The 11,737-nt window shown below is 55.6% G+C and carries 11 protein-coding genes; 3 read left to right on the top strand and 8 right to left on the bottom strand.

Features of this window, described 5'->3' with window-relative positions; genetic code table 11:
- Positions 1-12: 12 nt before the first annotated feature.
- The gene (locus tag HALA3H3_RS04725) at positions 13-1,407 is read right to left on the bottom strand and encodes a GGDEF domain-containing protein (protein WP_022520171.1); all 1,395 of its coding nucleotides are present in this window, start codon (positions 1,405-1,407) and stop codon (positions 13-15) included.
- A gap of 165 nt (positions 1,408-1,572) precedes the next feature.
- Here HALA3H3_RS04725 and HALA3H3_RS04720 point away from each other — a divergent pair, with 165 nt between their 5' ends.
- On the top strand, positions 1,573-1,968 hold the full coding sequence (locus tag HALA3H3_RS04720) for a transcriptional regulator (protein ID WP_278370519.1): 396 nt from the start codon (positions 1,573-1,575) through the stop codon (positions 1,966-1,968).
- A gap of 39 nt (positions 1,969-2,007) precedes the next feature.
- Here the strand turns inward: HALA3H3_RS04720 and HALA3H3_RS04715 are convergent, their stop codons facing one another.
- The 7 genes from HALA3H3_RS04715 to HALA3H3_RS04685 form a co-directional block, all read right to left on the bottom strand.
- Entirely contained in the window at positions 2,008-4,170 is a 2,163-nt protein-coding gene (locus HALA3H3_RS04715) for an FAD-dependent oxidoreductase (RefSeq protein WP_022520169.1), read from the bottom strand.
- Positions 4,171-4,254: 84 nt separating this feature from the next.
- A complete protein-coding gene (locus HALA3H3_RS04710) occupies positions 4,255-4,866 on the bottom strand; it encodes a TIGR04282 family arsenosugar biosynthesis glycosyltransferase (RefSeq protein WP_022520168.1) in 612 nt (203 codons plus the stop codon).
- On the bottom strand, positions 4,856-5,587 hold the full coding sequence (locus HALA3H3_RS04705) for a TIGR04283 family arsenosugar biosynthesis glycosyltransferase (protein ID WP_022520167.1): 732 nt from the start codon (positions 5,585-5,587) through the stop codon (positions 4,856-4,858). The genes HALA3H3_RS04710 and HALA3H3_RS04705 overlap by 11 nt, the downstream gene beginning before the upstream one ends.
- Positions 5,553-6,191: an ATP-binding cassette domain-containing protein gene (locus tag HALA3H3_RS04700; protein WP_022520166.1), complete on the bottom strand. Its 639-nt coding sequence runs from the start codon at positions 6,189-6,191 to the stop codon at positions 5,553-5,555. The genes HALA3H3_RS04705 and HALA3H3_RS04700 overlap by 35 nt, the downstream gene beginning before the upstream one ends.
- A 10-nt stretch (positions 6,192-6,201) precedes the next feature.
- Positions 6,202-7,875, bottom strand: coding sequence for an ABC transporter permease (locus HALA3H3_RS04695; protein ID WP_022520165.1), 1,674 nt, complete (start codon positions 7,873-7,875; stop codon positions 6,202-6,204).
- Positions 7,876-7,877: 2 nt separating this feature from the next.
- Complete coding sequence (locus tag HALA3H3_RS04690) at positions 7,878-9,095, bottom strand: ABC transporter substrate-binding protein (RefSeq protein ID WP_022520164.1); 1,218 nt, start codon at positions 9,093-9,095, stop codon at positions 7,878-7,880.
- Positions 9,096-9,154: 59 nt separating this feature from the next.
- Positions 9,155-10,198: an aminoglycoside phosphotransferase family protein gene (locus HALA3H3_RS04685; RefSeq protein WP_009288508.1), complete on the bottom strand. Its 1,044-nt coding sequence runs from the start codon at positions 10,196-10,198 to the stop codon at positions 9,155-9,157.
- 333 nt (positions 10,199-10,531) lie between these two features.
- Between HALA3H3_RS04685 and HALA3H3_RS04680 the strand changes: the two genes are divergently transcribed.
- Positions 10,532-11,131: a pyridoxamine 5'-phosphate oxidase family protein gene (locus tag HALA3H3_RS04680; RefSeq protein WP_022520163.1), complete on the top strand. Its 600-nt coding sequence runs from the start codon at positions 10,532-10,534 to the stop codon at positions 11,129-11,131.
- A gap of 41 nt (positions 11,132-11,172) precedes the next feature.
- Positions 11,173-11,688, top strand: a complete 516-nt coding sequence (locus HALA3H3_RS04675; protein ID WP_022520162.1) for a GNAT family N-acetyltransferase — start codon at positions 11,173-11,175, stop codon at positions 11,686-11,688.
- Positions 11,689-11,737: the final 49 nt, after the last annotated feature.

Below are 11,737 nucleotides of genomic sequence, written 5' to 3'. Positions count from 1 at the left end.
TGCTGTTGGGGATTAACAGACAAAGACTTGGTTTTTACCCGCCAATTTAGCCAGATACATGCCTTGATCCGCCCGCTCAAATAGCTGGCGAGGCCGGTCGCCGGGCTGGGCGAGGGTCAGGCCGATACTGATTGTTAATTGGCCAGCGATGTCGAAGATGTGTTGCTCCACGTTGCGGCAGAGCCGGTTAGCCAGCTTTAGACTAGCGTCTTGGTCAAGCCCCTTGGATATAATGACGAACTCTTCACCTCCCCAACGCCCAAAGTGATCCTCATGTCTCAACGTTTCCTGCACTAACTGAGCCATATTACGCAAGATATCATCGCCGGTTGCATGCCCATAGGTATCGTTAATATTTTTAAAATCATCAATATCAAACATCAACATGGCAAAACTGACTGACGAATTGATCAAATCCTCAATCACCAGCTCTGTATAGTAGCGGTTCCAGCATTTTGTTAAGGGGTCGGTGTGGGCCAAGCCCTCAAGGCGTTGATTGGTTTTGGTTAACTGGCGGTTGAGATGAACGACCTCCTGGGCCGTTATGGCCACGGCTAAATCGTCGGCCAGTTCAATCATCATGGAGGCTTCCTGCGGCATCCAATAACTCAAGACGTCTTGAAGCATCGTATCAGCAACCAGAGCGGGGAGTAGCGGCTGTTGGCGAAATAGTAGTAACCAACCCAAGGAAGCATTGGCGACGCTTAGCGGGGCCGCTAAACCTCCTTGGCAGCTGCCATTCAGCTCGGTGATTTCGTCATGGGGATTGTGTTGATTCAACTGCTGTAAATGATGAAATAACTGGTGCTTCGAGGGACACTCGCCAAAGCAGTGAAGATCGCCCTGATAAGCCAGCGCAATGCCTTCGGCCTGAAAAATATCGCACCAGCTAGCGCCATGATGCTGCAAAATATCATCAATGGAAGTCAGTTTTTTAATATCTCTGGACAGCAATCTGCGGCGAGACTTTAAACCTGATTGGCGAGTGACCATACGCTCTGCTTTTAACAAGCGTAAGCGTTGGGATGCAAGATCGACGAGTAGCTGGATCCACTTGCCAGGCCCAGCGTGAACCGCAGGTGGATGCCCAATATACCCCCACACTTCATGCTCGCCCTTTAGTTCATACAGTTGCAGCTCTGAGGCGGCTAGATCGTCGTAACAATGAATAGCGAGCAGCGCGTGGTGAGAGGCGAGGGTACTTTCCAACGGATAGTAGTACGCCAAACGAAGGTTTCCTGTGCTTAAGCGGCGATAAAGTGCCACTGGTTGACCCTGGGTAAGCGCATGCAGCGTTTTGGTCAGCAGTTCAAAAAGCTCGAGAGGGGTTGCCGAGCGGCATAGTAGCGCCAGCTTATGACACAGGTCGTCGAGATTTTGCACCGATGGAGATAGTGTGCCACTCATTCTGAATGACTCCTCAAGCGCCGCATTTCAGCGCTTAGCATAGCAACTCGCCTAATACTGCTAAGCGAAAACTCGAAATTGAATTAATGATTCAATCAAAAGGTGAACCGTTATTCAACTGTTATTGAACAATCGCTTCACATTGGCGGCATGAATGAAAAAATCATGTTCGCCGAGCGTCTAAAAGCGGCACTGGAAGCAGCGGGTTACGAAGCGCGGCCGTCAGTGCTTGAGCGGGAATTTAATCTGCGCTATTGGGGAAAGCCGATCACGTTTCAGGCCGTTAGGCGCTGGCTGCGTGGTGATTCGATCCCCAGTCAGGATAAGCTCCAGGTTTTGGCTCGCTGGCTGTTAGTAGACCCGCACCACTTGCGCTACGGCGTTAGCACCGCTTATACGGTCAGCGAACCTTCCGCAAGTTGGGACGTTTCATCCACCAGTGAAGAGCGCCAATTGCTGGCACTCTACCGGGAGCTTCCCGCTGCCCAGCGTAAAGTAGTGCGCGAAATTATTGAAACATTCGCTAAAGTGCACCCGCCTGCTAACGGGCGTAACGATTAGGTCGACTTATTTTTTCTAATTATCTTTCAATTCGATGTGCTAGGTGTCAATTTTCTTAGCTGAACTGTCACCGCGTCGCCAATTGAAGTAGTGCTTCAATAGTGCCAGCACTCGTTCGGGCTTGTGGGCGTTTTTCCACACCCCGGCAGTGGCCTTTGCCGCCTCGCCCAGCGTGGGGTAGGGGTGGATGGTACCCAGTAGTTTGTTGAGGCCCAGACCGTGCTTCATGGCGAGGGTAAATTCACCCAGCCATTCACCGGCGTTTTCCGCCACGATGGTTGCACCGAGAATCTTGTCTCTGCCAGGCACGGTAAGCACTTTGATAAAGCCTTGAGTGGCACCTTCGGCGATGGCGCGGTCGCTTTCGCCCATGGCGTAGCGGGTAACTTCAAAGGCAATGCTCTGTGCGTTAGCCTCTTTTTCGTTTAATCCCACCCTTGCCACTTCCGGCTGTACATAGGTGACGGCGGGCATATAGCGGTAATCCACCGCAAAGCTTTTCAGCTCGCCGAACAGCGCATTGACGGCCGCATGCCACGCCTGGTGAGCAGCAGCGTGGGTAAGCTGATAAGGCCCTGCCAAATCACCGCAGGCCCAGATATTGGGTAGGCGGGTTTGCAGACGCTCGTTAAGTTCAAGGGGGCCCGCTTGGGTGGTCGTGATGCCTAGCGCTTCGAGCCCTAAGCCTTCCACATTGGCCTGGCGACCGGCACTCACCAGCAGGTAGTCCAACGGTAGTATTTTGCGGTCGCCGTCATGCTCCACCACTAGCTGATAGCCTGTCTCTCCGTTGAGAACTTCCAACGCCCTGGCATCGGTCATCACCGACACGCCTTCGCCCGCCAGGGTGCTTTCGATTAGCTCACCGACCTCTGGATCTTCACGGCCCAGCAGTTGGGAAACGCCTTCCACCAGGGTGACCTGGCTACCCAGGCGAGCGAAGCTCTGACTTAGCTCACAACCAATGGCACCGCCGCCCAGCACCACTAAACGCTTGGGCAATTCAGTAAGCGACCAGAGGTTCTCGGAAGTTAAAACGGGGGCGCTCTTAATACCCGGTAGCGACGGCACCCGGGGACGTGCGCCGGTGGCCAGCACGATATGCCGGGCGGTGAGGATTTTATCGCCGACCTGTATTTCCCAGGGCGAGATCAGCCTGGCGTGCTCTTGGTACACCTCAACGCCCAAGCCGTTATAGCGCTCTATACTGTCGTGGGGTTCGATATCGCTAATCGACTGATGCACATGGCCCATCACCTTGGCAAAGTCGACCTGCGGCTCGCTGGCAGTCACTCCGAACCGGTGTGCGGTGCGAACCTCATGGGCGGCGCGGGCGGCACGAATTAACGCTTTAGACGGAACGCAGCCGGTATTCAGGCAATCGCCGCCCATCTTGTGTTTTTCCACCAACGCCACTTTGGCGTTCACGGCGCTGGCGATATAGCTGGTAACCAGCCCGGCTGAGCCGCCGCCGATCACCACAATGTCGTAGTCAAAGCCCGCTGGCCGGGTAAAACCTTTATAAGCTTTGCGCTTCTGAACCAGCTGTACAATGCGTCGAGCTATCCAGGGGAAGATGGCCAGCAGTAAAAACGAGGCGATAAGCGTCGGTGAAAGAATACCCCCAAGGCTCTCTAGCTCGCCCAACTGCCCACCCGCATTCACATAGATGGCGGTGCCGGGCAGCATCGCGAGCTGGCTTACCCAATAAAAAGTGACGGTTTTTATGCGCGTTAGACCCATGACCAGGTTGATCATAAAGAACGGAAATACCGGCACTAAACGCAGGGTAAATAGATAAAGAGCGCCATCGCGCTCCACGCCGCGATTCACCGAGGCAAACTGGCGTGGAAAGCGCTTTTCGATAGGGCCACGGAAAAGAAACCGTGAAAGTAGAAAGGCCAGCGTGGCCCCCATGGTGCTAGCGAAGGAGACAATCAGTAGCCCCCAGCCGAGCCCAAATAGCGCACCGCCAAGTAAGGTCATCAGCGTGGCGCCCGGCAGTGAGAGCGCCGTTATCACCACATAAACAGCAAAAAAGATCCCCGCTACCTGCCAAGGATTTTGAGTAAATGCCGTTTGGAAGTCGCTTTGGTATGCTTTGATGGTTTCCAGGGTGAACCATTGATGGGCACCGCTAATGAAAAACACGCCAATGGCTGTGATCAGTAGCGCTGCAATAATCAAACGTTGTCGGGTCACAATAAAAACTCCAGCGCTAATAAGGGAAGTATCGGTTGTCACTGAGTGAGGAGAGTGCCCGTTTCCTTACACTGAAACGGCTAATTAGAGATTCTCTAGCTCCTTCCAGCGCTGCCAGTCTTCAGGGCGATCCACGTCCCAAATAGTCGCGGGGTAGGCGACCTGGAGGCCTAATGCTTCAATACGCTGCTGCGTGGTGGTCAGCACGCTTTGGGTACCCCAGGGGATATCTTCAAACAACGCAGGGTAGTCTTGCCGGGTACCCACAAAGCCGTAGCCGCCATCTTCGGCGGGCAACATCACCACCTCAAAGCTGGCTAGCTGCTGTGCGCAGGTGGTGATTAGCGCGCTGGTGATGCTTGGGCAATCACTGCCCATTAGCATAGCGGGCCCTGGAGTACTGTTCAGGGCATGGCGAACCCTTGCGCCTAAGTCACCCTCTGGCTGGGCGCTTAGCGTCACACCAAATGCCTCGCGAAGCTCGATAAACAGCGGGTGGGCGTGATCAAGCGCTGTCCATAGTGTGACATTGGCGGCAGGCAGCGCTTTGCAGGCATTTGCGACGCAGTGGCGTACCAGCTCCGCGTGGGCGTTGGCCGCACCTTCCAAACCGAGTAGGGGCGACAGGCGCGTTTTAGCTTGCCCCGCCAGCGGCGCTTTGGCTAGCAGGTGCAGGTGGGGCGTTTCAGCGGGCATCGCGATACTCCTTGGCGAGTTGGGTTGCGCTAACGCCGCGCCAGTAGCGGTAGCGCAGCCGCCACATCAGGCGGATCGTTTTCCAAGCGCCGACCTCATCCCAGCGCCTGCCCGAGCTTACCACTTTCGCCTGCAAACAGGCGGGCCGAGACACCCGTTTGAGTCGTTTAGACAGTTCAATGTCTTCCATCAGTGGCTGTTCGGGAAAACCACCGGCTGCTTTGAAAGTGCTCGCACGCATAAACATGCCCTGGTCGCCGGTGGCGATGCCGGTGAGCCGTGAGCGTTGGTTCATCATCCAGCTCACCACGGGCAGCCAGCCGCTGCGGCCTGCAAGCTCAATATCAAAGCGCCCCCAGGCGTGGCCGTTAAGCGCTTGGGTTATCTGCTCAACGGCGTTCTTGGGCAAGTGAGTATCCGCGTGCAGGAACAGCAGTGCGGGCGCAGTGGCATGCTGAGCGCCCAGGTTCATTTGCAATGCTCGTCCGGCTGGGCTGCTGAGCACTCGATCTGCTAGTGGTTTGGCAATGTGAGCGCTGGCATCACTGCTCCCGCCATCCACGACAATGATCTCAACGGGTATCGCAATGCGCTGGTCGCGCAGCGCTTGTAGCGGTGTCAGTGACGCCTCAATTCCCGTGGCCTCGTTAAGCACCGGTATCACGATGCTCAGCCGAGGTGGTTGGTCAGCCGAGCTCAATAACCGGCCCTCCTGCTGCATTGGCGTCCTCGTGGTCGTGGGTGACCAGGAGCGCAGGCAGGCCTGCTGTGTGCAATTGGCTAAACACCAGTGTGCGCATCTCCTGGCGCAGCGCCGTATCCAGCTTGGAAAACGGCTCGTCCAGCAGCACCGCTCGCGGCTTGGAGAGCAGCAGGCGCATCAACGCCACGCGTGATTGCTGGCCGCCGGAAAGGGTGGCGGGGTCGCGGGACTCAAAGCCTGCTAGCCCAACCTGTTCAAGTGCCTGAGTAACCTGCTGGCGCTTGTCTTTTAGATGGCGAGGCAGTCCGAAGCGCAAGTTGCCGCCCACGCTTAAGTGCGGAAATAGCAGCGGATCCTGAAACAGAAGCCCGATGTTGCGCTGTTCGGCGGGAAGGCTGAGCAAATTGCGCTCGCCCAGCCATACGCCGCCGCTGGCGGTGAATTCGCGATCAAGGAAGCCTGCAATATACGCCAATAAAGTGGATTTTCCCGACCCCGAAGGCCCCATTACCGTGAGTACTTCACCGGAGCTAATCGTGGCATCCACTGCCAGTAACTCACGGCCTGCCAGGGCGATGCTAACTTGCTCAAGGCGTAGCGGCGCGCAAAAAGAAGCTGTCACATTGTCCCTCTTAAGTAGCTAAATCACGGCGGTGGGTACCCAATAAACGGGGCAGCCCTAGCGCAAGCATAAAGCCAATCAACGGTAACCCAGCCTGCACTAATGCCCAGACGCCGATTAAACGTCGATTACTGCCAGAGGCAAGCGCGACTGCCTCGGTCGTCACGGTGGTCACGCGGCCCGCACCGAGTAACTGGGTGGGTAAGTATTGGCCAATACTCACTGCCAAGCCTACGGCAAACGCTGTTAACAGCGGCGCGAGCAACAGCGGCAGGCGAACCCGCCAAAAAGCGGCACTGCGTGACACCCCCAGTGAACGCGCTACTTTGAGCCAACGCGGATCCAAGCGGCGATAGGTCTCAGCCAAGGAGAGGTACACATAGGGCAGTACAAACAGCAGGTGACCAGCGATAACCAAGCCAAGTTGAGGGCGAATGCCCAGGCTTTCAGCGGCCACGATTAGCCCAAATAGAAACGCAATTTGCGGCACTAATAGGGGTAAATAGAGTAACCATAACGCGCGCTTGGGTTGAATGTGCTGACGGTGTTCATTTTCCAGCGTTGCTAGCACTAGCGCCGTAGCCAAGGCGGTAGAAACAAGTCCAATCAATGCCGTATTAATGAGCGGTGTAGCCAGCATAGGGCCGCTGCGTTGCCAGTGATCCAGCGTTAGCATCTGTGGCAACACTTCTGGAAAGCGCCAAAAACCGGCCAGTGAAAATAGCCCCAACCCAACCAAGGCTGCCAGCGCTGTGATACTCGAAAACAGTAATGCCGAGCGGCCAACGAGGCGCAGGATGATTTCGCCACGCTGGCGGCTGCCATTGATCAGCCAGTACCGCGTCAGGCTGCGGATCAGCTGTTCTAACAACCACCAACACAGCAGTGCAGCGACAGTGACGCCCAGTTGCAGTACCGCCGCCGCCGAGGCCATAAAACGCTGGCTGATATCCGGGTCGTTGAACCAACCCAAGATAGATACGCTCAGCGTGGGGGGCAGCTTCGGGCCAAGAATCAGTGCCATATCGACAACCGAAGTGGCATAGGCGATCACTGCATAAACCGGCAGGCGAATCAGTGGGTAGAGCGAGGGAAGCACCGTTTTTAACCAGCCGATGGTAGGCGAGTAACCTAGCGATCTTGCCAGCATCAAGCGCTTCTCCGGCGCTAACTGCGGCAGTGCCGCCAGGCTCATCAGCAGCAAAAACGGTACTTCTTTTAGTACCAACCCCGCCATTAGGGAGAATCCCCAGGGATCGTTGATGATCAGCATGTCCAGGGGGCGCTCCCATCCTGTTAGCGACGGCGATATCAGCCGCGCCACCAAACCCGAAGGGGCAATCAAAAAGGCAAACCCAAAGGCGATAGCGGCGTGAGGGATGGCGAGCAGCGGTGATACCAACCGTCGTATGCCGCGATCTAACCAAGTGCCCCGACTGGCGGCCAAAAACAGCACCACAATTACCAGCGCTACGGCTGTGCTGACTAACCCGCTGGCAAAGCTAACCATCACTGAACGTCCTAGCCCCGGCTGGTCGAACAGCATTTGCCAGGGGGCTAAACTAGCGCCATGGCCGCCTAGCGTTGGTAAGTAGCCAAACGCAGGCAGCAGCACCATCATCAGACCCGCCCCAACGGGGAGTACTAGCAGGGCAATGATGAGTGCTGGGGCCAGTCGCAGCATCGTTAGTTAACGCCGTAACGCTCAAGCCAGGCATTTTGCAGGGCGGTCATCCAACTGGGGTGTGGTTCGGGTAGGGTGTTGGACAGCGCGTCCGCCGGTAGCTCGGAAGGATGGCGATCACCCTGCTCGAACAGCGCCTGATTCTCGGCGTCTAGCTGATCGATATCCAGTACGCTGCGGTCTCCCCACATCGCTAGCGACTGCTTTTGCGCCTGAGCTTCCGGTGAAAGCAGGAAATTGGCGAGCACCATGGCCCCGGCTTTATGCGGCGAGTTATAGGGGATCGCCACAAAGTGAACGTTACCCAAAGTGCCGCCTTCCAGCACGTAGCTGCGCACGCTTTCGGGCAGCTCATACTCCATGACTGCCACGGCGGCATCGGTGGGGTAGAACGAAAAAGCCAAACTTAGCTCGCCGTCGCTCATCAACGTGCGCAGGTTGGGGCCGGAGTCGGGAAAGGTACGACCACTGCGCCACAGGTGCGGGTGCAGCGCATCTAAATAGGCCCACAGAGGTTTGGTGACAGCCTCAAAGTCGCTTTCTGAAACTGGCTGGTAAAGCGCCTCCTCCTGACCGGTGAGCTCGATCAGCGCCTGCTTTAAAAAGGTGCTGCCGGTGAAGTCGGGAATACGCGGATAGCTGAACTGGCCGGGATTGGCTTTGGCCCAGGCGAGTAGTGCCTGCATATTCTGGGGTGGTGTCTCGGTTTGAGCGCTATCGTAAAAAAAGGTGATCTGCGCTTTACCCCAGGGCGATTCATAGCCTTCTGTAGGTAACGTGAAGTCGGTCACCACCTCAGGGTTATCGGCGGCATTGGTGAGCGCAAAATGGGGCAGCGACTCAGCGAAGGGGCCAAACAGCAGGTCGCTTTCGCGCATCGCAGCGAAGTTCTCGCCGTTGATCCAAATCAGGTCGATACTGCCCTCGGTGTGGTTGCCCGCCTGCTTTTCTGCCAGTACCCGAGCTACCGCGCTGCCGGTATCGTCCAGCTTTACGTGTTCCACATCGACGCCGTACTGTGCCTGCATTTGCTCCGCCACCCAGTCGATGTAGCGATTGGTGCGCGTATCACCGCCCCAGGCATTCCAGTAAACGGTTTGGCCTTCGGCCTGTGCCACGACACTTTGCCAATCACTAGGGTCGGGGTTGGCTGATGCCGGAACCGTGAAGGCAAGCATCGTGGTGACAATAGCGAGGCGAAGAGGGTGGCGAGTAGGCATCGAATATCCCTTTTGTTAGAAGCGTAAGCACAGCTAAGAAATATTAGTAAAATTAGATGTTATAGGGAAACCTGCAAACACTGTAGCTCGCTGTGCACGTGATCAATAATGTTTAACGATAAGTAGTGCTCAACGCGGTCGCGCACGTGGTCGATCACGGCGGGATCCGTGAGTTCAGCGGACCAGTCTTCCCCGCGCTGCTGGGCATCTACGGCGTTTAAGTGCTGGGCGCGCCACTTGGCACACCAGGTTAACGACCAGAGCCAGGTAGCGCGGCGACAGGCAATGAGGGTGTCGATGTCCGGCGTTTCACCCATGGTGGCTTGCCAGCGGCGATAAAAGCTAATCACGTCACTTAGCGATAGCACCGCTTGGCTGCTTACGTCCCAGGTGGTCGAGGTGTAGAGGCTGGTGTGGGCGAGGTCGATACCCGGCAGGCCGTAGCGGCACTTCTCTAAATCCACCAACACCGCGCGGCCATCGTCGTGGATTAAGAAGTTGCCAGGGTGGGTGTCAAAGCTAATCAGTGTCGGCGCGGCATCGCTTAAGTGAGGTGGCAGTAAGTCCAGCTCCTGCTTAATGCGCTGGGTGACCTTGCTCGAAAGTTGCGCGTCGCTCAACCAGTTAGCCTGCTGACGCACTTCATCTATCATCGCTTGCCATGGGTCTTCGGGGGCAAGCAGTGGTGCCTGCTCTGCGACACTGGGCAGCGGTTGGCTATGCAAGCTGGCTAGAGCATCCGCGATGGCAGGCAGGTCTTCCGGCAACTTGGCCAAGCGGCCACGGATAGCTTCAACCAGTAACCCACCCCGGGGCAGTGCCTCGCTCGGCGGCAGAGTGCCGTAAAGTGCTGGCGTGTGTCCGCCAGGACTAGAGCGCTGGTAGCAGGCAGTCTGATAGGCAAGGTTCTCTTCAGGTGGCAGATTCATCTGACTCTGCTTCGGCAGTCGCGCCACCCAGTCATCGCCCACGCTGCGATGGATCCACACATGATCATGGGCCAGCCCGGTATCCGCCATCGGCGTAAGCTCATGGTATGCAATCCCGGCCCGCTTTAATTCGCTTGCCAGAGCCTGTAAACGCGCTTCGGTTGGTGTCGGCATAGAGCAGTCCGTGTCGTTGCTGAATCAGCGATGCCACTTAGTGGCCGTTCTTGTACCAACCTTACACGTTTCGTAAGAAAATGTGGTTAAAGTGAGTGGTAAGGGGACCAATATGTCATGCGCTAGCGCTGCATAGATATTATGAGTCATAACTAATAAGTTAATTATCTTCGGAGTATTTTCTGCTAGCGTTGTGGTTAAGTAGATTTTGTGGGATTAGAGCTGGCGTTGTCGGGATTGCTTACCGTTAACAGCCATCGCCATTTACGCGCGAGCAATAGCGGGTGCCTGGTTCATTATTATTGAGACGGCAGTTTTTGTATCGGGGGAATTATGATTCGCACCACCGAAGAGCTATACCAGCTATATCCTGAGCCAAAGGAGAGAGCGCTGAAGAAGCAGCTATCGCGACTTGACCGGCACTGTCAGCGATTTATCGAGCTTTCTCCCTTTGTGGTCATCGCCACTGGAAACGCGTCGGGCTTTGATGCGTCGCCACGTGGAGGAGAGCCAGGTTTTATCAAGGTGGTTGATGACCTTACTTTGGTAATTCAAGATTCTCCAGGTAATAACCGATTGGATTCACTTAAAAATATTGTCGAGAGCGGTCAGGCTGGATTGCTGTTTTTAATCCCAGGGATCGATGAGACGCTACGCATAAATGGCGCGGCGCATGTCTCGGTGGATGAAGAAAAGCTGCAGCTTTTTGCATCAGAGAAGCGAGCACCAAAAGTGGTTATTGAGGTGACGGTTGAGGAGGCTTACCTTCACTGCGCTAAAGCCTTTATGCGCTCCAAACTATGGGCAGATGAGAGCCGTCGCGAGCGTTCCGTATTGCCGACGATGGGGCAGATGATTCACGAGCAAATAGGTCGTAGCGGCTCCCCCGAGTCACAGGAAGAGATGCTTGCGCGTTACGCACAAGATATTTAGCACCTCAGGGGCCCTCATCATCATGCAGGAAGATCTCGATCATGAGTGACGTAAAGAGCAGAGTATTAACCCCGCAAGATTGGCAGCTTTATAAGTTGGCGCGGTTGAACTCTCTTGAGGATGCGCCTGACTCTTTTGGCTCAACTTACGAGCAGGAAGTAACGCTCTCAGACACTGAATGGCAGACACGCTTGGATCTGAAATGGCGAGGCCTGGACGCTCTGCCCTTAATTGCTGAGTTGGAGGGCCAAGCGGTTGGCCTAGCCTGGGGGGTAATACATGAGCCCGATACGAAAATGGCGCATATCTACCAAATGTGGGTTTCACCTGCGCTGCGAGGGAAGGGGATCGCCAAGTCGCTTCTAGGTGAAATTAGTACCTGGGCTGTAAATAAAGGGTGTGAGTGTATAAAGCTCGCAGTAACAACAAGCAACGAAGCTGCAGTTGGTTTTTATACCTCGTCTGGATATCTTCCAACGGGGCCGCTTGAAGCGCTGAGGGTTGGTTCCGCGCTTATGGTGCAGCCAATGGTTAAACGGTTGGGTAATACGCAATAACACTCAGTCTGAGTGAACCGACATAGTAGCCGACAGCTTCAAATTCAAA

The organism is Halomonas sp. A3H3, from assembly GCF_000982975.1.
Lineage (GTDB): Bacteria > Pseudomonadota > Gammaproteobacteria > Pseudomonadales > Halomonadaceae > Vreelandella > Vreelandella titanicae.
Note: the sequence above shows the minus strand (reverse complement) of the source record. Positions and strands in the feature narration are given on the sequence as shown.